Here is a 20,566-nt window from a genome sequence, read left to right as displayed (position 1 = left end):
GCCCGACCTTATGTGCTCCCTGCTCCGCCGCCGACGGCGGCGTCGCTTCCGGTGATGGTTTCTCCCCCGTCGTCCCGCGACGGAACCTCGGGCGGGGGCACCAGGTTGGCCACTCCCCCACCCACGTCGTTGGCCCTCAGCAGGAAGGGACGCAGCGGAGTGTAACGGATCACGGTGACGGAGGCGGGGTCGGCCGTGACGCGCTGGAACTGGTCCAGGTGCAGCCCCAGCGCGTCGGCCACGATCGCCTTGATGACGTCCCCGTGGCTGCAGACGAGGTAGGTGGCCTTCTCGCCGAGCCGCTCGTTCCAGTCCCGCACGGCCCGCACGGCCCGGCTCTGCACCTCCGCCATGGCCTCTCCGCCGGGGAAGACCGCCGCGCTGGGATGGGCCTGCACGACCCGCCAGAGCGGCTCCTCGGCGAGCTCCTTCAGCGGCCTGCCGGTCCAGTCGCCGTAGCCGCACTCGCCGAACCTGTCGTCGGTCTGCACGGTGACCGGGCGGCCCTCGGCGATGGCGGCGGCCGTCTCGAGGCACCGGTCGAGCGGGCTCGACACGATCGCGTCCAGCTCCAGCGGCGCGAGTCGCTCGGCCACCGCGCGCGCCTGCTCCCGGCCGCGCTCGTCCAGGTGGACGCCGGGCGTCCAGCCCGCGAGCACCGGGCCGGTCAGGTCGGTCAGGCCGTGCCGTACGAGAAGGACGGTCGTCATGACTGGAGCACCCCCAGGTAGAGGAGGGTGAGGAGGAACGTTCCGGCGAAGACGCGGTAGACGACGAAGACGATCGTGGAGTGCCGCGCCACGTAACGCAGCAGCCAGGCGATCGAGGCGTACCCGACCACGAACGAGACGACGGTCGCGATCAGGGTCGGCACGAGCGGCGGGCCGCCGCCGTCGCCGATATCGCGCAGCTCGAACAGGCCCGACAGCACCACGGCCGGGATGGACAGCAGGAAGGAGTAGCGGGCCGCGGCCTCGCGGGTGTAGCCGAGGAACATCGCGCCGGTCATCGTGGAGCCCGAGCGGGAGGCGCCCGGGATCAGCGGCGCCATCTGCCACAGCCCCACGATCAGGCCGTCGCGCATGGTGAGGTCGGCGACCTCCTTCTTCTTCCTGCCGAACTGCTCGGCCGCGAGCAGCAGCAGGCCGAACGCGATCAGCATGGTGGCGTTGAGCCACAGGTTGCGGGCCGGGCCCTCGATCGCGTCCTTGAACAGCAGGCCGGCCACGCCGATCGGGATCGTCCCCAGCCCGATGTACCACCCCATGCGTGCGTCGAGGTCGCCCCGCAGCTCCGGCGTCCACAGGCTGCGCAGCCAGGTCCAGAGGATCCGGACGATGTCGCGCCAGAAGTAGAGCAGCACGGCCAGCATGGTGCCGAGCTGGATCACCGCGGTGAAGGCGGCGCCGGGGTCGCCCCAGCCGGCCAGCTTGGGCACGATCAGCAGATGGGCGGAGCTGGAGATGGGCAGGAACTCGGTGAGACCCTGCACGACTCCCAGCACGATGGCCTGTAGTACGTCCATGGTGCGGACAGCCTATCGGCTAGTCTGTCCGCACAATGGACCAGCGACTTGTCGGGCGCAGCGGGCTCTCGGTGTCCCGGATCGGGCTCGGCACGATGACCTGGGCCCGCGACACCTCCGCCGAGGAGGCGACCGCCCAGCTCACGGCGTTCGCCGAGGCCGGCGGCACGCTGATCGACACCGCCGACGTGTACGGCGGGGGCGACGCGGAGCGCCTGATCGGCCGGCTCATCCGCGACGTGGTGCCGCGCTCGGAGCTGGTGATCGCGACCAAGGCGGTCCTCATGCCCGGCGGCGAGCGCGACGCCTCCCGCCGTCATCTCATCCGCGCCCTCGACGCGTCCCTGGCCCGGCTCGGGCTGGAGGAGGTCGACCTCTGGCAGCTCCACGCGTTCGACGACCGGGTGCCGCTCGACGAGACGCTCGCGGCCGTCGACTTCGCCGTCTCGACCGGCCGCACGGCCTACGCCGGAGTGTGCGACTACACGGGCTGGCAGCTCGCCGCCGCCGCGACCTGGCAGCGGTGCGGCGACGCGCGCGCCCCCCTCGTCGCGGCGCAGGCGGAGTACTCCCTGCTCGCCAGGGAGCCCGAGGAGGAGCTGATCCCCGCCGCCGCGCACGTGGGCGCCGGGCTGCTCGCCTGGTCGCCGCTGGGACGCGGCGTGCTGACCGGGAAGTACCGCACCGGGATCCCCGCCGACTCGCGCGCCGCCACCCCGCACTTCGCCGAGTTCGTACGGCCCTATCTCGACGAGCGGTGCCGCCGGATCGTGGAGTCGGTGACCACGGCGGCCGAGGGGCTCGGCGTGTCGCCGCTCGCCGTGGCGCTCGCCTGGGTGCGCGACCGCCCGGGCGTGTCGTCGGCCATCGTGGGCGCCCGCACCCACGCGCAGCTCCTCGGCGTGTTGCAGGCCGAGGAGCTGACCCTGCCATGGGAGATCAGGGAGGCCCTGGACGACGTGTCGGACGTCTCCGACCCCTGACCTGCCACGGGCCGAACGAGAATCGTCTTCACGTATCACACATCGATACCGAACTGCAACTTTTTACTGCATAACCCCGCGCTCTGGCGAAGAGTGGCGGGTATGTCGGGAGACGGACCAGACGACCGCGGAAGGGGACACATGGGCACCGCACGCAAGGCCTCCGCCATCTCCGCCGGGGCTATCGCGATCGCCCTGGGCGGCGGGCTCCCCCTCGCCGCGTCCCCGGCATGGGCCGACTGCACCACCGGCGGCGGGCTCGTCTCGGGCCTCACCGGCGGCGTCTGCAATCTCGTGGACGGCGTGAGCCGCGTGGCGGACGGCGTCACCGACGTCGCGGACAAGGCCACCGGAGGGGCGACGAAGCCGGTCACCCAGGCCGTGGACGACACCGTGCAGACCGTCACCGGCGCCGCCGGCACGGCCGTGGACGACATCGGCAAGACGGTGGACGACACCGTGAAGGACACGGTGGAGGACACCGTGAAGACGGCGGGCGGTGCTGCCGGGGCGGCGTCGGACGCGGTGGGCTCGGCGGGCAGCGGCGTCACCGGCGGCGTGACCGGAGGCGGCTCGGGAGGCTCGTCGTCCGGGAGCGCCCCCGCTCCCGTGCAGGATCTCACCGACGGGCTGAACCAGACGATCCAGGACACCTGCCTGCCCCTGGTGGCCGGCGAGCGCTGCGCGGACGGCGGCGAGACGGGCGCCGGGGACGACGAGAACGGCCGGAAGCGCCGCCCTGCCGGGACCGCCGGCCACTCGGCGCGGCCGAAGGCCTCGCACGCCCCCGAGGGCGCTCTCCCGACGGAGCCGTACCGGCCGGGGCCGGCCGTCGAGGGCGGCCGGACGCCGGTCGCGCCCTCCCGCCCCGTCGTGGACCCGGACGCGGACGGCCTGATCCCTCTCCTGTGGCCCGGGCAGAAGATGCCCGGGATGCCGTGGCTGCCCGGCAGGGTCACCGGCGCTCCTCTGCGGGACCAGCGGCCGTACGACGCCGTGGGGACGGCCCTCACGGCGGCGCTGCTGCTGTCGGCGGTGCTCGCCACCCGGGTCGTCTCGGCGCGCCGGGCCCGCGCCGGGCAGCAGGAGCCGCAGGAGTCGATCCCGTTCGAGGGCGGCCTGCGACTGCCCGACCGGTCGGGCCGCCACCGGCTCGCCTGAGCGCGCCGTTCGCCGTCAGACGCCCATCGCGTGGACGCCGCCGTCCACGTGGACGATCTCGCCGGTCGTGGCGGGGAACCAGTCGGACAGCAGCGCGACGCACGCCTTGGCGGCGGGGGCGGTGTCGGTCAGGTCCCAGCCGAGCGGCGCGCGCTCCGGCCAGGAGTCCTCGAACTCCTGGAACCCGGGGATGCTCTTGGCCGCCATCGTGCGGAGCGGGCCGGCGGCGACGAGGTTGACCCGGATGCCGTGCCTCGCCAGGTCGCGGGCCAGGTAGCGGGAGCACGACTCCAGACCGGCCTTGGCGACGCCCATCCAGTCGTAGACCGGCCACGCCTTGGTCGCGTCGAAGTCCAGGCCGACGACCGCGCCGCCCTCCTTCATCAGCGGCAGGCAGGCGACGGCGAGCGACTTGAACGAGAACGTCGAGACGTGGATCGCCGTGGCGACGTCCTCCCACGAGGTGTTGAGGAAGTTGCCCCCCAGGCAGGACTGCGGGGCGAAGCCGATGGAGTGGACGACCCCGTCCAGCCCGTCGAGGTGCTCGCCGACGCGGTCGGCGAGCGTGTCGAGGTGGTCGGTGTCCTGCACGTCGAGCTCGATCACCGGCGGCGGCTCGGGCAGCCGCTTGGCGATGCGCTCGACCAGGCTGAGGCGGCCGTAGCCGGTCAGCACGACCCGCGCGCCCTCCTCCTGGGCCAGCCTGGCGACGTTGAAGGCGATCGACGAGTCGGTGAGGACCCCCGTGACCAGCAGTCGCTTACCGTCCAGCAAACCCATGTCCTGCTCCGCTCAGTTAGTGCTCGGTGACCCGGCGGCCCAGTGGCCGAGTGCCCCAGTGGCTAAATGGCTCAGTGGCCCATGCCGAGGCCGCCGTCGACGGGGATGACCGCCCCGGTGATGTAGGAGGCGTCGTCGCTCGCCAGGAACCTGACGACCCGCGCGATCTCCTCCGCGTGCGCCTGCCGTCCGAGCGGGATGCTCTTGCGGATCTGCTCCTGCTGAGCCTCGTCGAGCACCGCGGTCATGTCGGTCTCCACGAACCCGGGCGCCACGACGTTGACCGTGATGCCGCGCGAGCCGAGCTCGCGGGCGAGCGAGCGGCCGAAGCCGACCAGCCCGGCCTTGGAGGCGGCGTAGTTCGTCTGGCCGGCCGAGCCGGAGAGGCCGACGACGGAGGAGATCAGGATGACGCGCCCGCGCCGCATCCGCAGCATGGGCCGCACGGCCCGCTTGGCGACGCGGTAGGCGCCGGTCAGGTTGGTGTCGATGACGTCGGTGAAGGTCTCTTCCTTCATCATCGGCAGCAGGGTGTCCTTGGTGATCCCGGCGTTGGCGACGACCACCTCGACCGGTCCGTGCTCGGCCTCGGCCTTCTCGAAGGCGGCGTCGACGTCGGCGGCTCTCGTCACGTCGCAGCGGACCCCGAACAGGCCCTCCGGGGGCTCTCCGGAACGGTAGGTGACGGCGACGGCGTCTCCCGCGGCGGAGAGCTCACGAGCGATCGCGAGGCCGATACCGCGGTTTCCACCGGTGACGAGAACAGAACGAGCCATGCAACCGACCGTATCGGCTACCCGACGGTAACCGCTTGTCCGCAGGACACAAGATCACAGGGCTAGGATCGTGGACATGCGCCAGATCGACCCGGACTTCCTCGCCCTGCCACTGCGGCGGCTGGCGGACGCGGCCCTGCAGCGCGCCCGTGACCTGGGCGCCGAGCACGCCTCCTTCCGCCTCGAACGGGTGCGCGCCGAGACGCTGCGCCTGTTCGACGCCCGCCTGGAAGGGTCCTCCGACGCCGACGACCTCGGGTTCGCCGTACGGGTGATCAAGGACGGCACCTGGGGCTTCGCGTCCGGCATCGAGCTGACCGCGGAGGCGGCGGCGCGGGCCGCCGAGGAGGCCGTGCGGGTGGCGGCCGTCAGCGCGCCGATCAACCGCGAGCCGGTCGGGCTCGCCCCCGAGCCGGTGTACGACGACGTGACCTGGGTGTCGGCCTACGACGTCGACCCGTTCGACGTGCCGCTGGCGGACAAGACGGCGCTGCTCGCGGAGTGGTCGTCCGGCCTGCTCGGCCGGGCCGACCACGTCTCCGCCTCGCTCATGCAGGTGAAAGAGCAGAAGTTCTACGCCGACTCGGCGGGCACGGTGACCACCCAGCAGCGCGTGCGGCTGCACCCCGTGGTGACGGCGATGAAGACGGACGGCGACCGGTTCGACGACATGCGCACGCTCGCGCCGCCGGTCGGCCGGGGGTACGAGTACCTCACCGGCGCCGGCTGGGACTTCCCCGCCGAGCTGGCCGAGCTGCCCGACCTGCTGGACGAGAAGCTCAAGGCGCCCTCGGTGGAGGCCGGGCGGTACGACCTGGTGGTCGACCCGTCCAACCTGTGGCTGACCATCCACGAGTCGATCGGGCACGCGACCGAGCTGGACCGGGCGCTCGGATACGAGGCGGCCTACGCCGGCACCTCGTTCGCCACGTTCGACCAGCTCGGCAGCCTGCACTACGGCTCGCCCGTGATGAACGTGACCGGGGACCGCACGGTCGAGCACGGCCTCGCCACCGTCGGCTGGGACGACGAGGGCGTCGCGGGCCAGTCGTTCGACATCGTCCGGGAGGGCACGCTGGTGGGCTACCAGCTCGACCGCCGGATGGCGCTGCTGAAGGGCCTCGGCAGGTCGAACGGCTGCGCCTTCGCCGACTCCCCCGGGCACATGCCGATCCAGCGGATGGCGAACGTGTCGCTCCAGCCGGCCCCGGACGGCCCGTCCAGCGAGGAGCTGATCTCCCGGGTGGAGCGCGGCGTCTACGTCCTGGGCGACAAGAGCTGGTCGATCGACATGCAGAGATACAACTTCCAGTTCACGGGGCAACGGTTCTACCGCATCGAGAACGGCCGGCTGACCGGGCAGCTCCGCGACGTGGCCTACCAGGCGACCACCACGGACTTCTGGCGTTCCATGGAGGCCGTGGGCGGCCCCGGGACGTACGTGCTCGGCGGCGCCTTCAACTGCGGCAAGGGCCAGCCGGGCCAGGTCGCGCCGGTCAGCCACGGCGCCCCGGCGGCGCTGTTCCGCGGCGTACGGATCCTCAACACCGTCCAGGAGGGTGGCAAGTGAGCGACCATTTGAGCGACGGGGTGAGCGGCGGGGTGACCACGCCGCAGGAGACGGTGGAGCGGGCGCTCGCGCTGAGCGAGGCCGACGGCTGCGTCGTCATCGTGGACGAGGGCTCGACCGCCAACCTCCGGTTCGCCGGCAACACGCTGACCACGAACGGCGTCGCCCGCTCCTCGCGGCTCACCGTGATCTCCGTGGTGGGCGCGGGGGTCGGGGTCGTGTCGCGCTCCGCCATACGGGACGGGCAGCTCGCCGACGTGGTGGCGGCGGCCGACCGCGCCGCCCGCGAGGCCCGCCCGTCGGAGGACGCGCGGCCCCTGGTGGAAGCGGATGCTGCGGGCACGGCGGGCGCGGGCTGGGACCGGCCCGTGGAGCCGACGTCCATCGACGTCTTCGGCGAGTTCGCCCCCGCCCTCGGCGAGGCGTTCGCCGCCGCCGACTCCTCGGGGCGCAAGCTGTACGGCTTCGCCGAGCACATCGTGACCTCCACCTTCGTCGGCTCGTCCACCGGCCTGCGGCTGCGTCACGACCAGCCGACCGGCCGGCTGGAGCTGAACGCCAAGTCGGCGGACCTGGCGCGTTCGGCCTGGACGGGCGTCTCCACCCGCGACTTCGCCGACGTGGACGTGGCCGCGCTCGACGCCACGCTCACCCGGCGGCTCGACTGGGCCAAGCGGCGGATCGACCTGGAGCCGGGGCGTTACGAGACGATCCTGCCGCCGACGGCGGTCTCCGACCTGATGATCTACCTGTACTGGTCGTCCGGCGCGCGCGACGCCGCCGACGGGCGGACGGTGTTCTCCCGGCCGGGCGGCGGCACGCGGGTCGGCGAGCGGCTGTCGCCACACCCGATCTCGCTGTACAGCGACCCGGCCCACGCCGGGATCGCGTGCACGCCGTTCGTGGTCGCGCACGCCTCCGGCCGCGAGCAGTCGGTCTTCGACAACGGCATGCCCCTCGGCCGCACCGAGTGGATCAGCGACGGCACGCTGGCCAACCTGGTGCAGACCCGGCACTCGGCGGAGCTGACCGGCCTGGCCGCGACCCCGCAGATCGACAACCTGGTGATGGAGGGCCCGGCTGGCGGCCGCTCACTGGAGGAGATGGTCGCCTCGACCGAGCGGGGACTGCTGCTGACCTGCCTGTGGTACATCCGGGAGGTCGACCCGCAGTCGCTGCTGCTGACCGGGCTGACCAGAGACGGGGTGTACCTGGTCGAGAACGGCGAGGTCGTCGGCGAGGTCAACAACTTCCGGTTCAACGAGTCGCCGGTGGACCTGCTCGGCCGCCTGACTGAGGTCGGCGCGAGCCTGCCCACGCTGCCCCGCGAGTGGGGCGACTGGTTCAACCGCGCCGTCATGCCGCCTGTTCGCGTGCCCGACTTCAACATGTCGACGGTCAGCCAGGCGAGCTGAGCCCGCCTGGTTAGGCGCTGTTCGGCGCTATTCGGCGTCCTCGAGGCGGAAGCCCACTTTCATGCCGACCTGGAAGTGGGCCACCTCGCCGTCCACGATGTGGCCGCGTACCTCGGTCACCTCGAACCAGTCCAGGTGCCGCAGCGTCCGGGCGGCCCGCCGGACGCCGTTGCGGATGGCCTGGTCGACGCTCTCCTCCGAGGTGCCGACTATCTCGGTCACCCGATAGGTGCGATCCGACATCACGTCCTCCTGCCTGTGCCTGTCCGCGTGATCGTAACCCCCCCGCGGACGTCCCCCCGCTCCCTTCGGGGTCTACCGTGGAAAACGTGAATCCATGGCGCTGGTTCAGAAAAGACCGCCCGGTCGTTCACCAGGTGACGGACGCGCAGCCCTCCCTGTCCAACGACATCCGCAAGCGTGAGATCAGTTATCTCATCAAGATGGGCATCCGGATCGTCTGTCTCATCCTGGCCGTCGCGGTCCCCTCCCCCTGGCCTGTCAAGGCCCTCTTCGTCGCCGGGGCGGTTCTTTTGCCGTACGTTGCCGTTCTCGGGGCCAATCAGAGAGGTCACGAGCCCCCACCGCGCATGGACTTGACCTCGCCTAACCAAAACGAGATACCACGGCATCGACGCGAGATCGGGTCGTGACAAAGTCTTGACGCAACCCATGGGTTGGAGGTGTACAGTTTAGCCAAGCGCTCTGGTCCCCCGTCGGAGCGCTAGTGCCGGCGTTCCGGGCCCCCGTCGGAACGCCGATGAAGCGACGCCGGGTGGTTTGCCCCCGTAACCACCCGGCGTCGCCCTTTTCCAGGGTCTTTCCCTTTCCGGCTTTCTCCGGCCTGCGATGTTTGCTATGTGCACCCTTTTCGCCTGCCGACCGGAAAGCGGCCGTTCCCGCGCCACTTCCGGGGGTCAGGTGTCGCCCGGGGCCTCGACGGGCGGGGTCTCGATGCTCCGGGTGCCGGCGGTCTCCTCCGCCCAGTCCTTCGCCATCCGCGACAGCCGCCCGGCGGCGTCCGGCCCGGCGGTGCCGGCTCCCTGCGCGAGCCCGAGCAGGTAAGCGGTCAGCGGCGCGGCCGGCCGCGCCACGCCGTGCGCGACATCCCTGGTCAGATCGAGCACCAGAGTCCGATCCACCTGGGCGGGGTCGACGCCGAGTTCGCGGCAGACCCGAGCCGTCCACTCCTCCAGCACGTTCACGCGCGCTCCCTTCGTTCGCCGGCCCGGACGCGGGCCGCGCGGAGATCCTCGATGCTGTCGCAGTCGAACCACGGCGGCGCCGCCCCAGCCGCCAGGCGCACCGGCACCGGCGCGAGCGGGCCGAGCAGCCCCCACAGCGACCGGCCCTCGTACGCGCCCAGCGCGGTCCGCAGCGCGGCCGTCCGCCACGCCCCGGCGAGCCACTGCTCCCTGCCTGTGTCGTCGACGAGCACCGCCCCCGCCGCACCGGCCGAACCGCTGCCCTCGCGCAGCGCGGCCAGCAGTTCGGCGACGTGGGCGGCCTCGAGAAACGGCATGTCGGCGGCGAGCAGGACGACCGACGGAGACGTCACCTCGGCGAGCCCGGCGCGCAGCGCGGGGACCGGCCCGCCGCCCGGCGGGTCCTCCCTGGTGAAGACCACCCCGGGCAGGTCCCTGGGCGGGCCTGCGACGATCACGGCGCGCGCCGCGCGGACCGCCGCCACCACCCGCTCGACGAGCGGCACCCCGCCGACCAGCGCGCCCGGTTTGTCCGCGCCGCCGAACCGCTCGGCCCGGCCGCCCGCGAGGATCACCGCGTCGTACGGCTGACCGCCGCCCGCCTCGCCTGCGCTGGACCGGCCTGTGCCGGGCTCTTCTGTGCCGGAAAGCCGCACGGAGACCCCCGGTCAGCCGCCGATGGCCGACATCGGCCGGGCAGGCTGGAGGAAGGCGGAGTCGTCGATGCCGTGCCCGGCCTTCTTGCCCCGCACCGCCGCCACCCAGCGCGCCGCCAGGTCGTCGTCGGAGGCGCCCGAGCGCAGCGCCGTACGCAGGTCGGACTCCTCGGTGGCGAACAGGCAGTTGCGCACCTGGCCGTCCGCGGTGATCCGCACGCGGTCGCAGGCCCCGCAGAACGGGCGGGTGACCGAGCCGATCACGCCGACCCTCCCGGGTCCCCCGTCCACCAGGAACAACTCGGCGGGAGCGCTGCCGCGCTCGCGCGGGTCGTCCTCCGTGAGGTCGAAGGAGTCCTTCAGCAGCCCGAGGATCTCGTCGGCCGTCACCATGTCGTCGCGGCGCCAGCCGTGCTGGGCGTCGAGCGGCATCTGCTCGATGAAGCGCAGTTCGTATCCCCGGTCGAGGCAGTGGCGCAGCAGCGGCACGGCGTCGTGCTCGTTGATCCCCCGCATCAGCACCGCGTTGACCTTGACCGGCGCGAGCCCGGCGGCGGCCGCCGCCGCGAGGCCGTCCAGCACGTCGTGCAGGCGGTCGCGATGGGCGAGCCGGGCGAACACCTCCCGGTCGAGCGTGTCGAGCGAGATGTTGACGCGGTCGAGCCCCGCCTTCGCGAGCGGCTCGGCGAGCCGGGCCAGGCCGATGCCGTTCGAGGTCAGCGACACCTGCGGACGCGGGCGCAACGCGGCGGCGGCGGTGACGATGTCCACGAGCTCGCGTCTCAGCAGCGGCTCGCCGCCGGTGAAGCGGACCTCCCGGATGCCCAGCCGCTCCACGCCGATCCGCACCAGGCGGACGACCTCCTCGCCGGTGAGCAGGTCGGGCTTGGGCAGCCAGTCGAGGCCCTCGGGCGGCATGCAGTACGCGCACCGCAGGTTGCACCGGTCGGTCAGCGACACTCGCAGATCGGTCGCGACCCGGCCGAAGGAGTCAACCAGCACAAAGGACCTCCGTCATCAGAGCCACCAGCCTAAGCCCTGCCGTCACGACGACGACAACCTCCTTTCCGCCGCCGCGATTCCCCGGGAGGCCGGATACGCCCCGCCGCCGCAGGGGGCAGACTGGGGGGATGGAGACGATCGCTCTCGAAGCACGCGTACGCGAACTGCTGGAACGCGCGCGCGGAACCTCCGGCGGCCGCGCCGCGGAGACCCTGTACGGCGGCCACGAGCACGCGCTGCGCCAGACGCTGCTCGCCCTCACCGCCGGGGCCGGCCTCGCCGAGCACGAGAGCCCGGGTGAGGCGACCCTGCTGGTGCTGCACGGTCATGTACGGCTGAGCAGCGGCGACGCCTCCTGGGAAGGACGGTCCGGTGATCTCCTGACCATCCCCGGCGCACGGCACGCGCTCGACGCCGTCGAGGACAGCGCGGTCCTCCTCACCGTCGTCAAAGGCCCCTGACCGCACACGTCCGCAGTGTTCCGGCCCTCGGGCCGGGGATCGAAAAGACCGGAGGTCCACCCGTCCGGGAGCGCGTCAAACGGCCTGGAGGACCCACCCCAGGGCGGCCAGCGACAGGACCTTCACGATCTCCAGCGCGACGTACCACAGGTGGGCCCGCGACCGCGTCCGCGCCGGGTCCTCGCCCGCGAGGACCCGGTCGGACCTGCGGTTCAACGGCGGGCGGACGAGCACGAGCTGGATCACCAGGACGGCCGCGGCGACGGCGGTGAGCACCACCACGATGGTGGGAGGCGATCCGATCACGACCGCCGCGATCACGACCGTGCCGATCACGACCGCCGCCAGCACCGCCTCGGCGGCGTTCAGCGCGCGGAAGACGAGACGGCCGATGCCCAGGCCGATCGGGACCGTCACCCCCGGTGCGCGGAACTTCAGCGGCGCCTCCAGGAACGAGATCGCCAGCACCATCCCCAGCCAGACGAAGGTGGCGGCCGCGGCCACGGCCGCCGAGGTGTGGTTCATCGTGCGCCTTCCCGTCGTCCGGCCGCGGGGCCGGAAGTCGTCGTACCGCGTCGCCTCCCGTGTCGCCCCATCGCGGCATGATCCGGGCTGGAGGGGTAGGGCGGCAACCGGCTTTCCGCCGCCGGCGACGCCGGTGACGACGATGCCGATGACGACGATGCCGATGACGACGTTGCCGACGACGACCGCCGATAATTCGGTTGGGATTCCCGCATGACGCCCGGCACAGTGGATCTCGGTGCGGATCCCGGTGTGGATCTCGACCGAGGAGGAGAACCACGATGCCGAAGCACATCGCCCCCAAGGTACTGTCCTGGGCGAGCGAGATCGACGACGGGGCGGCCGTCCAGGCCGCCCGCGCGGCGCGCCTGCCGTTCGTGCCGGGGCACGTCGCGCTCATGCCGGACGCGCACGTGGGCATCGGCGCGACGGTCGGCTCCGTCATCCCCACCGAGGGCGCGATCATTCCGTCCGCCGTCGGGGTGGACATCGGCTGCGGCATGGTCGCGACCGAGACCACGCTCACCGCCGCCGACCTGCCCGACTCGCTCGATCCGCTGATGCGGCTGGTGGAGCGGCGCATCCCGGCGGGAGTGGGCAAGGGGCACTCCGACCGCGCGGTGGACCGCGCCCTCGGCGAGCTGGGCCGGCCGCACACCGGTCTCACGCCCAAGCAGGAGACCACCGTGGCCTGCCAGTTCGGGACCCTCGGGTCGGGCAACCACTTCGTGGAGGTCTGCCTCGACGAGCGCGACCGGGTGTGGACGGTGCTCCACTCGGGCTCGCGCGGCATCGGGAACCAGCTCGCGACCGCGCACATCAAGGGCGCGAAGCAGCTCATGCGACGCATGGAGATCGGGCTGGAGGACCCCGACCTCGCCTACTTCACCCAGGGCACCCCGGAGTTCACGGCGTACGTCGAGGACATGCTGTGGGCGCAGCGGTACGCGATGGCGTCGCGGGCGCGGATGGACCGGGTGCTGGGCGAGGCGCTCTTCCGGGTCGTCGGTTCCGGCTCCCGGGTCCGGACGATCAACTGCCACCACAACTTCACCCAGATGGAGACCCACGAGGGCAGGGATCTGTGGATCACCCGTAAGGGGGCGATCAAGGCGGACACCGGGGACGAGGGCGTGATCCCGGGCTCGATGGGCACCCGCTCCTACATCGTCCGCGGGCGCGGCAACCCGCTGTCGTACAACTCGTGCTCCCACGGCGCGGGGCGCCGGATGTCGCGGTCCCGGGCCAAGCGCGAGCTGTCCGCGGCGTCGCTGCGCGAGGCGATGCGCGGCCGGACCTGGAACGCCGACCGGGCCGCCGCCCTGGTCGACGAGCACCCCGAGGCGTACAAGCCCATCGACCAGGTGATGGCGGACCAGAAGGACCTCGTCGAGGTCCGGCACACGCTGCGCCAGGTGTTCAACTACAAGGGATGAACCTGGGGGCGCGACCGTGATGCCGACCGTGATACCGACTGTGCGGCCACCGGCTCGCGGGGGACGGTCGCGCCCACGGGCCGCAGTACGAAACCGCTGGTCACCCTGGCCGGGATCCGGTACGGCGAGACCGTGAGGTCCTGCGGAGGCAGGGTGTAGTCCAGCCCTGCCAGCCGGGGCGCGAGCGCCTCCAGCAGGCCCACGGCGACCGGCTCCCCCGGGCACCGGTGCCCGGCCGCCGGATCGCCGCCGCCCTGCGGGATCAGGTCGTACGGCCCGATCTCCCGCCCGACGAACCGCTGCGGGTCGAACGAGCACGGGTTCGGCCAGAGGGCGGGGTCGTGGTTCTGCCCCCAGACGTCCAGCAGCACGAGCCAGTCGGCCAGGATCGGCTCGCCCTTCCAGGTGAGGTCCTTGACCGCCTTCCCCGCGACGAACGGGACGAAGGGATAGAAGCGCCGCACCTCATGCGCGAACGCCTCGGCGTAGGTGCCGTCCAGGTCGTCGTTCATGCGGACCCGGGTGACCGGCCAGTAGTGCATGGCGTGCGCGGCGAACGTGAGGAACCAGGCCACGGCGACGGTGGGACGCACCAGGTTGAGCAGTTCGACCGCCGCGAGCCGGGGCGCGAGCGGCTCCCCGTCGGGCTCCCGGTGGAAGGCGACCGCGCCGAGCGCGTTCGCGGGCGCCGAGGTGGGTGGCACCTGCGAGCTTCCGCGCCGCACCTCCTCGACGATCTCCGCGAGCCACGCCTCCCGCCGGGCCCGGGCGCCGCGGGCCCGCCAGTGCCGGGCGCCGGGCGAGCCGAAGCCGTCGACCATCGCGACCAGGTCCGCGGCGAGCGGGCCGGCCTCCTCCTCGCCGAGGGGGATGCCCGCCCAGCGGCACACCCCCGTGGTCAGGACGCGGGCGGCCTCGTCGAAGAGCACGACCTCTCCCCTGCCGGGCCACGTCGCCACCGCCTCGTCCCAGGCCGCGGTGGTCTCGCGTACGAGGGAGGCGACGCTCTCGGGGGTCATCAGCCCCATGAACACGGCCTTGCGCGCCCGGTGCGCGGCCTGGTCGAGACTGTGCACGGCTCCGTGGCCGAACAACGTGCTCTTGATCGGCTCAGGCAGCGCGGGGGCGCGCTGGACATGGTTGTCGTCGTAGAAGAAGCGGACGGCGTCGGGACCGCGCAGCACCACGGCGCGCTGGCCGAGGAGGCGGGTCCGGATCATCTCCCCTTGGGCCTCCCGCCACCGGGCCGGCAGCCAGGAGTAGCCCTCTAGCAGCAGAAGCAGCGTGGTGTCAAACAGCGGCATATGTCCTGACTGCCCGCACTCGTCCCGGAGAAACGGTCCCGCCGTACGACCCTGCGGCGGGGGCCGTACGGCGAGCACGAGATGATCAGCTCTTCACGCAGGCGCCGTTGTTCAGCGTGAACGCGGCCGGATCGGGGTTGGCCCCCGTCCGCCTGCCGGTGAAGCCGATCAGGACGGACCTGCCGGGATCGATGACCTTGTTCCAGCTCAGGTTCACGGCGGTGACGTCCTTGCCCGACTGCGACCAGGTGGCCGAGTAGCCCTGGGCGACCTTCTGTCCCGCGTCGGGGAAGGCGAAGCGCAGCGTCCAGCCGCTGACGGCGGACGAGCCGGTGTTGGTGATCTTCACGCTCGCCGTGAAACCGCCGGGGAAGCTCCAGGAGCCGTACTCGACCTTGCAGGTGGCCGGGGGCGAAGGCGAGACCGGGGGTGAGGCCGGGGGTGAGGCCGGGGGTGAGGCCGGGGGCGAGTTCGTCCCGGGGTAGCCTCCGGACGCGATCACGTCGATCGGGTCGGAGGGGAGGCTGAGGTTGCCCGCGGCGTCCCTGGCCACGATGACGTAGGTGTACGTCCGGCCGGTGACGAGGTTGCCCTCGAGGAAGTTCCAGGTGCCCGCGGGCTTCGTGCCCACGAGAATCCAGGCGGTGTCCGTGCGCCGGTAGATGTCATAGGCGGCGACGCCGACGTCGTCGGTGGACTCCGACCAGCACAGCGACGTGCCGCGGAAGTCGGGCAGGCAGTTGGCCCGGAGGCCGGCCGGCTTGCTCGGCGGGGTCGTGTCCCCGGCGACGGGGGTCGGCGACACGGACGTGCCCGTGACCGCCGGGGTGCTGATGGGCGCGGTCGGCTTGCTGGTGTTCCCTGCGGCGTCCCTGGCCACGATGTAGAACGTGTAGGTGCGTCCGGCGGTCAACCCGGTGGCGACGAAGCCGGCGGACGTGGTGGAGGCCGCCTTGACGAAGCCGTCCGACGTGAGGCGGTAGACCTCGTAGCCGGTCACCGCGACGTCGTCGGTGGACGCCGACCAGCACAGGCCGATCACGCCCTGGGAACCGCCCGTGGGCAGGGGCGGCAGGCACGGGTACACCGTCGACGGCGTGGAGGGCGGGGTGACGTCCGTTCCCGCGGTCCCGCTCGCGACCGGCCGCGGAGCCGCGTGGTCCGCGAACACGGCGGCGTTCACCGGTGGCGCGCTCACCGCGAGGACGGGCGGCGCGGCGACGTTGGCCGCCAGCAGCGCGACGGCTCCGGCGCCCGCCGCCGTCCACGCGACCGGCCACGAAAGTCTGGGCACGTTCTCACCTCTTCGTCGGCGAAGATCGGCTTACGACATCGCCCGGATCATCCGGCGGCCCGGCACGGCCGTCAAAGAATCACTCGCCCGCTCCGCGGTCGCCACCGGTCGTACCGGCAGGAAACGTGCAACTTTCACTCCCCTGTCACCAGGGCGACCGGACGAGCCCCTGCAGCAGCAGGCCCGTCAGCGCCTGCGCGGCGAGCAGGCGGCGGTCCCCCACGCGCCCGGCCGCGGCGGTGAGCCACAGGGCGTAGGGCAGCCAGATGCGCTCCACCTCGCCCCTGGTGACTCCGCTGAGGTCGAGGGCCAGCACCGCGACGAGCGCGGCCACGGGCAGCACCCGCCCCGCCGACGGCCCTGCGGACAACCGGGGCGCGGTGAGTCCGGCGGCGGTGGCGGGTCCCGTGACCAGGGCGAGCACGGCCAGGTTGGCGAACAGGAAGTACAGGTACGGCCGGGCCGCCCCGGGATCGGCCGTCCACTCGGCGTGCGTGGCGGCGACCCCGTCGGGCCACCAGAAGCCTCCGGCGGCGAACAACGCGCTCACCGCCGCCATCCCGGCCAGGCAGGCGAGCACCGCCGCGCTCGCCGCCCTCACCCCCGTGCCGCCCAGTACGACGGCTGCCGCGACACACGGGATGAGCAGGTACGGCACCAGGCCGTAACTCAGGTACGGCAACGCGCCCAGCGCCACCCCCGCACCCAGCCCGAGCGCGACCCGGTCCACCCGCCCGCGTGCCCGGGATCCGCCGTCGCCGCGCAACGCGAGCAGCAGCAGCGCCGTCCCCCACGCCCCCACTCCCGCGAAGAACGCGTCCATCGTCGTCGCGACCCACACCGCCGCCGGAGACAGGGCGAGGTACGGCAGCGCGCGCCGGGCCGCCTCCTCTCCCGAGACGCGCCGCACCGCCAGCCCGATCGCGACCGTGGCCGAGCATCCGACGACGACGACGAGGACGGCGGCCCAGAACGGTCCCGGCAGCCCGGCCGCGTCCAGTGCCCACAGCACCAGCACCGGCAGCGGGGGGTGTCCCCGCACGTGCGTCGGGTAGGCCGGCAGGTCGCGGGTGAACCCGGCCAGCCAGCCGAGCGGGTCGTCGCCCGCCACCCCCAGCACGGCCAGGTACTCCTGCGGGTGGGTGAACGGCCACGCCAGCCCCTCCCCGGACACCGCCAGCAGGACGGTCCACGCGAGCGACACGCCGAAGGCCGCCGCGAGCGCCGCCCGCAGGGGCAGGTGCGCGGTCAGCCGGGGCAGCACGGGCACCGCGACGGCGGCGAACGCGGCCGCCGGAACGAGCGCGGCCATGCTCGCCGCCGTGGGCCGCCGGGCGAGCGCGTGCAGCGGCGGCAGATGGTCGATGGACAGCACCCCGCGCGCGTGCAGCACCCCGCCCACCGCGAACGCGCTCCCCACCAGGCCGGCCCAGGCCACCGGCAGGCCCCGTCGTGTGATCACGACCCACAGGCTAGGCAACCGGAGCGGTGGGCCCCTGTCACGTAGTCACTTCGTAAGAACTGAGCGGCCCGGGCGGCCCTACCGTCGGCGGCATGCAGATCGATGTGGTGCTTCCCTGCCTCGACGAGGCGGAGGCCCTGCCCTGGGTGCTCGGCCGGATGCCCGACGGCTGCCGGGCCATCGTGGTCGACAACGGGTCCACCGACGGGTCGGCCGAGGTCGCCGCCCGGCACGGCGCGCTCGTCGTGACCGAGTCCGTTCCGGGTTTCGGCGCCGCCTGCCACGCGGGTCTCACGGCCGCGACCGCGCCCGTCGTCTGCTTCATGGACGCCGACGCCTCGCTCGACCCGCGGCAGCTGCCGTACGTCGCGGAGAGCGTGCTGGACGGCACCGCCGACCTGGTGCTGGGCCGCCGCCGGCCCGTCGCCCGCGGGGCGTGGCCCGCGCACGCCCGCCTGGGCAACCGGCTGCTGGCCTGGCGGCTGCGCCACCGCACCGGCGCCGCGCTGCACGACCTCGGGCCGATGCGCGCGGCCCGCCGTACGGCGCTGCTCGGCCTGGGCCTGCGGGACCGCCGGTTCGGCTATCCCCTGGAGATGGTGCTCCGGGCGAGCGAGGCGGGCTGGCGCATCGGCGAGGTCGAGGTCGACTACCTGCCGCGCGTCGGCCGCTCCAAGGTCACCGGCACCGTTCTCGGCACGGTGCGGACGGTCCGCGACATGTGGCGGGCGGCGTGACACAGCTCGCGCGCGTCCCCCCGCAGATCACCCCGCAGATCACCCCGCAGATCATCGTCATCGCCAAGGAGCCCCGGCCGGGGAGGGTCAAGACGCGGCTGACCCCGCCGTACACGCCCCGCCAGGCCGCCGCGCTCGCGGAGGCGGCGCTGCGCGACACGCTCGCGGCGGTCGCCGCCGCTCCGGCGGCGCGCCGGGTGCTGGCCCTGCTCGGCGAGCCCGGGCCCTGGCTGCCCGCCGGGTACGACGTGGTCCCGCAGCGGGGGGACGGCCTCGCGGAGCGGCTGACACACGCCTTCGACGACGCCCGGAGCGCCTGCCCGGCACCGGCCGTGCTGATCGGCATGGACACCCCGCAGGTCACCCCGGGCCTGCTGGCCGAGGCGGGACGGCTGCTGGACGAGCACGACGTCGTGGTCGGCCCGGCCGCCGACGGCGGGTTCTGGCTGCTCGGGCAGCGCGAACCCGATCCCGCGCTGCTCTCCGGGCTGCCGATGTCGCGCTCCGACACGGGGGCGCTGCTGCTCCGCCGGATCCGGGAGGCGGGTCTGCGGACCGCCCTGCTGCCCGAGCTGACCGACGTGGACACCGCCGCCGACGCCCGCGCGGTGGCCGAGCGGGCCCCCTCCTCACGGTTCGCGGCGGCGGTGGCGGCCCTCGGCATGGACGTCCCGGCGTGATCGGCCCCCTCTACGCCGAGTCGCTGGACGGCGCGCGGGTCGACGTCGAGGCGGCCGACGGCAGGACGTGGCCGCTGGAGTCGTGGCGCTGGCTCGACGGCGCCGAAGGAGACGAGGCCATGCTGGCCCGCTGCGGCGACCCCACGCTCGACGTGGGCTCCGGCCCCGGGCGGCTCACCGTGGCGCTGACCAGGCGCGGGGTGGGGGCGCTCGGCATCGACGTCACGCCCCGGGCCGTCCGCCTCACCCGCCTGGCCGGCGGGCGGGCCCTGTGCCGTGACGTGTTCGGGCACGTGCCGGGCGGCGGGCGCTGGGCGACGGTGCTGCTGGCCGACGGCAACATCGGCATCGGCGGAGACCCCGAGGCCCTGCTGCGGCGGGCCCGCGAGCTGCTGCGGCCCGGTGGCGAGGTGGTCGCCGAGCTCGGCCCTCCCGGCACCGCCACCCGCTCGGAGCGGGTCAGGCTGCGCCGGGACGACACGGTCACCGGGTGGTTCGCCTGGGCCCGCGTCGGGGCGGACGGCATCGGCCCGCTCGCCCGGCGTACGGGCTTCGGCCGCGCGGAGGTGTGGACCGAGGCGGGACGCTGGTTCTGCGCCCTCGGCTGAGAGTTCCCCGAAAACGCGGCCCCCGAGCGGCTCAGATGGCGACGACGCCGGCGCCCGTGGCGGCGAGGAGCAGGACGTCGATCCCGGCGGCGGCGATCGCGGCGGCGAAGGGCGCCTTGGGCAGGCGCCGGCCGAGCGCCAGACCGGCCGCCGCGCACCCGGCCACCCCGGCGAGGGCGAGCCACTCCGCCGGGCCGGGCGGGCCCGGCGGTGCGACGACCAGGAGCAGGGACGCCGCCAGCGGCGGCACCGGCATCAGCGCCCTGACCCGGGCCTCACCGAGCCGCTGGGGCCAGCCCCGCACGCCCGTCGCCAGGTCCGTCGCGATGTCGGGCAGCACGTTGCCGAGGTGCGCCCCGCAGCCGAGCAGCGCCGCCGCGAGCACGGCCCACCACGCGGGCAGCGGCGGGCCGGCATGGTGGGCCGGCATGCCCCCCGCCACGAAGACCGGCACGGCGCCGAACCCGATCGCGTACGGCGCCCACGACGCGGCCGTGCCCTTCAGCCACAGGTTGTAGGCCCAGGCCGCCGCGACGGCGAGCAGGTGCGCCGCGGCCGGCAGCGGCCCGCAGGCCAGCGAGAGCGGCACGCACGCCGCCAGCGCCGTGAAGGCCGCGGCGCGCACCGTGCCCGCGGTCACCAGGCCGGCGACGATCGGCTTGCCGGTCCGCCCGGCCGCGGCGTCCCTGGCGGCGTCCACGGCGTCGTTGCACCAGCCCACCGAGAGCTGGCCGGTCAGCACGGCGAGCGCCACCGGCACGGCCCCGGCGAGGCCGCGCCCGGCGAGCACCACGAGCGCCGTGACCAGAACGGTCACTGCGACGGCCGGGCCCGGATGGCACGCGCGGGCCAGCCCGGCCACCTGCCGCGGCCCGTCGCCGGGGAGTGCTCTGGAGCAGGTCATCGTCACGAGCGTAACCGGATGATCCGGGTTGGGAGGTATGTGAGCCGCCTGGACGGGCAAGAGTGCAGGTAGCTTCCTCCGC

General features: G+C 73.5%; 23 protein-coding genes. 10 read left to right on the top strand and 13 right to left on the bottom strand.

Annotated features, from left to right (window positions below; translation table 11 throughout):
• Positions 1-8: 8 nt before the first annotated feature.
• Together F5972_RS17865 and F5972_RS17860 are read right to left on the bottom strand one after the other, a co-directional pair.
• Positions 9-710 (bottom strand): histidine phosphatase family protein, encoded by a 702-nt coding sequence (locus F5972_RS17865; protein WP_150934699.1) that lies wholly within the window; start codon positions 708-710, stop codon positions 9-11.
• On the bottom strand, positions 707-1,525 hold the full coding sequence (locus F5972_RS17860; protein ID WP_150934698.1) for an undecaprenyl-diphosphate phosphatase: 819 nt from the start codon (positions 1,523-1,525) through the stop codon (positions 707-709). Before F5972_RS17860 ends, F5972_RS17865 begins: the two co-directional genes overlap by 4 nt.
• A gap of 35 nt (positions 1,526-1,560) precedes the next feature.
• On the opposite strand from F5972_RS17860, the gene F5972_RS17855 reads away from it, so the two are divergent.
• Both F5972_RS17855 and F5972_RS17850 read left to right on the top strand, forming a co-directional pair.
• Complete coding sequence (locus F5972_RS17855) at positions 1,561-2,508, top strand: aldo/keto reductase (protein WP_150934697.1); 948 nt, start codon at positions 1,561-1,563, stop codon at positions 2,506-2,508.
• Positions 2,509-2,649: 141 nt separating this feature from the next.
• Positions 2,650-3,669 (top strand): hypothetical protein, encoded by a 1,020-nt coding sequence (locus F5972_RS17850; RefSeq protein WP_150934696.1) that lies wholly within the window; start codon positions 2,650-2,652, stop codon positions 3,667-3,669.
• 15 nt (positions 3,670-3,684) lie between these two features.
• On the opposite strand, the gene fabI is transcribed toward F5972_RS17850, so the two are convergent.
• Together fabI and F5972_RS17840 are read right to left on the bottom strand one after the other, a co-directional pair.
• Positions 3,685-4,449: an enoyl-ACP reductase FabI gene (gene fabI / locus F5972_RS17845; RefSeq protein ID WP_150934695.1), complete on the bottom strand. Its 765-nt coding sequence runs from the start codon at positions 4,447-4,449 to the stop codon at positions 3,685-3,687.
• A gap of 71 nt (positions 4,450-4,520) precedes the next feature.
• Positions 4,521-5,225: a beta-ketoacyl-ACP reductase gene (locus tag F5972_RS17840; RefSeq protein WP_150934694.1), complete on the bottom strand. Its 705-nt coding sequence runs from the start codon at positions 5,223-5,225 to the stop codon at positions 4,521-4,523.
• A gap of 76 nt (positions 5,226-5,301) precedes the next feature.
• On the opposite strand from F5972_RS17840, the gene F5972_RS17835 reads away from it, so the two are divergent.
• Positions 5,302-6,795 (top strand): TldD/PmbA family protein, encoded by a 1,494-nt coding sequence (locus F5972_RS17835; RefSeq protein WP_150934693.1) that lies wholly within the window; start codon positions 5,302-5,304, stop codon positions 6,793-6,795.
• Entirely contained in the window at positions 6,792-8,210 is a 1,419-nt protein-coding gene (locus tag F5972_RS17830; RefSeq protein ID WP_225311599.1) for a metallopeptidase TldD-related protein, read from the top strand. The genes F5972_RS17835 and F5972_RS17830 overlap by 4 nt, the downstream gene beginning before the upstream one ends.
• A 27-nt stretch (positions 8,211-8,237) precedes the next feature.
• Here the strand turns inward: F5972_RS17830 and F5972_RS17825 are convergent, their stop codons facing one another.
• The gene (locus F5972_RS17825) at positions 8,238-8,453 is read right to left on the bottom strand and encodes a dodecin (RefSeq protein WP_117409424.1); all 216 of its coding nucleotides are present in this window, start codon (positions 8,451-8,453) and stop codon (positions 8,238-8,240) included.
• Between the two features lie 86 nt (positions 8,454-8,539).
• On the opposite strand from F5972_RS17825, the gene F5972_RS17820 reads away from it, so the two are divergent.
• On the top strand, positions 8,540-8,863 hold the full coding sequence (locus F5972_RS17820; RefSeq protein ID WP_204285579.1) for a DUF3099 domain-containing protein: 324 nt from the start codon (positions 8,540-8,542) through the stop codon (positions 8,861-8,863).
• Positions 8,864-9,127: 264 nt separating this feature from the next.
• Here F5972_RS17820 and F5972_RS17815 read toward each other — a convergent pair whose 3' ends face one another.
• Genes F5972_RS17815 through moaA form a run of 3 tightly spaced genes read right to left on the bottom strand, consistent with a single transcriptional unit; the run spans position 9,128 to position 11,073 of the window.
• Positions 9,128-9,415, bottom strand: coding sequence for a DUF6457 domain-containing protein (locus F5972_RS17815; RefSeq protein WP_150934691.1), 288 nt, complete (start codon positions 9,413-9,415; stop codon positions 9,128-9,130).
• Entirely contained in the window at positions 9,412-10,071 is a 660-nt protein-coding gene (mobA, locus tag F5972_RS17810) for a molybdenum cofactor guanylyltransferase (RefSeq protein ID WP_150934690.1), read from the bottom strand. Before mobA ends, F5972_RS17815 begins: the two co-directional genes overlap by 4 nt.
• Before the next feature lie 12 nt (positions 10,072-10,083).
• Positions 10,084-11,073 carry a GTP 3',8-cyclase MoaA gene (moaA, locus tag F5972_RS17805; protein ID WP_150934689.1) on the bottom strand — a complete coding sequence of 330 codons (990 nt, stop codon included), beginning with the start codon at positions 11,071-11,073 and terminating at the stop codon, positions 10,084-10,086.
• Between the two features lie 128 nt (positions 11,074-11,201).
• Between moaA and F5972_RS17800 the strand changes: the two genes are divergently transcribed.
• Positions 11,202-11,534, top strand: a complete 333-nt coding sequence (locus tag F5972_RS17800) for a cupin domain-containing protein (protein ID WP_150934688.1) — start codon at positions 11,202-11,204, stop codon at positions 11,532-11,534.
• 75 nt (positions 11,535-11,609) lie between these two features.
• Here the strand turns inward: F5972_RS17800 and F5972_RS17795 are convergent, their stop codons facing one another.
• Complete coding sequence (locus F5972_RS17795) at positions 11,610-12,059, bottom strand: hypothetical protein (RefSeq protein ID WP_150934687.1); 450 nt, start codon at positions 12,057-12,059, stop codon at positions 11,610-11,612.
• A 281-nt stretch (positions 12,060-12,340) separates the two neighbouring features.
• Here F5972_RS17795 and F5972_RS17790 point away from each other — a divergent pair, with 281 nt between their 5' ends.
• Entirely contained in the window at positions 12,341-13,495 is a 1,155-nt protein-coding gene (locus F5972_RS17790) for an RtcB family protein (protein ID WP_150934686.1), read from the top strand.
• Here F5972_RS17790 and F5972_RS17785 read toward each other — a convergent pair.
• The 3 genes from F5972_RS17785 to F5972_RS17775 all read right to left on the bottom strand — a co-directional run bounded on the left by F5972_RS17785 (position 13,483) and on the right by F5972_RS17775 (position 17,555).
• On the bottom strand, positions 13,483-14,799 hold the full coding sequence (locus F5972_RS17785; RefSeq protein WP_150934685.1) for a cytochrome P450: 1,317 nt from the start codon (positions 14,797-14,799) through the stop codon (positions 13,483-13,485). The genes F5972_RS17790 and F5972_RS17785 overlap by 13 nt on opposite strands.
• 85 nt (positions 14,800-14,884) lie before the next feature.
• Complete coding sequence (locus F5972_RS17780; RefSeq protein ID WP_150934684.1) at positions 14,885-16,093, bottom strand: cellulose binding domain-containing protein; 1,209 nt, start codon at positions 16,091-16,093, stop codon at positions 14,885-14,887.
• A 145-nt stretch (positions 16,094-16,238) separates the two neighbouring features.
• Complete coding sequence (locus F5972_RS17775; RefSeq protein WP_150934683.1) at positions 16,239-17,555, bottom strand: hypothetical protein; 1,317 nt, start codon at positions 17,553-17,555, stop codon at positions 16,239-16,241.
• 92 nt (positions 17,556-17,647) lie between these two features.
• On the opposite strand from F5972_RS17775, the gene F5972_RS17770 reads away from it, so the two are divergent.
• The 3 genes from F5972_RS17770 to F5972_RS17760 are packed head-to-tail and all read left to right on the top strand — an operon-like array spanning position 17,648 to position 19,580.
• Positions 17,648-18,292: a glycosyltransferase family 2 protein gene (locus tag F5972_RS17770; protein WP_150934682.1), complete on the top strand. Its 645-nt coding sequence runs from the start codon at positions 17,648-17,650 to the stop codon at positions 18,290-18,292.
• Entirely contained in the window at positions 18,289-18,972 is a 684-nt protein-coding gene (locus tag F5972_RS17765; RefSeq protein ID WP_225311598.1) for a TIGR04282 family arsenosugar biosynthesis glycosyltransferase, read from the top strand. Before F5972_RS17770 ends, F5972_RS17765 begins: the two co-directional genes overlap by 4 nt.
• Positions 18,969-19,580: a methyltransferase domain-containing protein gene (locus F5972_RS17760; protein WP_191910179.1), complete on the top strand. Its 612-nt coding sequence runs from the start codon at positions 18,969-18,971 to the stop codon at positions 19,578-19,580. The genes F5972_RS17765 and F5972_RS17760 overlap by 4 nt, the downstream gene beginning before the upstream one ends.
• Before the next feature lie 31 nt (positions 19,581-19,611).
• Here the strand turns inward: F5972_RS17760 and F5972_RS17755 are convergent, their stop codons facing one another.
• The gene (locus F5972_RS17755) at positions 19,612-20,484 is read right to left on the bottom strand and encodes a UbiA family prenyltransferase (protein WP_150934681.1); all 873 of its coding nucleotides are present in this window, start codon (positions 20,482-20,484) and stop codon (positions 19,612-19,614) included.
• Positions 20,485-20,566 lie beyond the last annotated feature (82 nt).

Origin of the sequence: Microbispora cellulosiformans (genome assembly GCF_008728085.1) — a bacterium.
Taxonomy (GTDB): Bacteria; Actinomycetota; Actinomycetes; order Streptosporangiales; family Streptosporangiaceae; genus Microbispora; species Microbispora amethystogenes.
The sequence above is the reverse complement of the archived record's forward strand: the minus strand, read 5'-3'. Positions and strand labels throughout refer to the sequence as shown.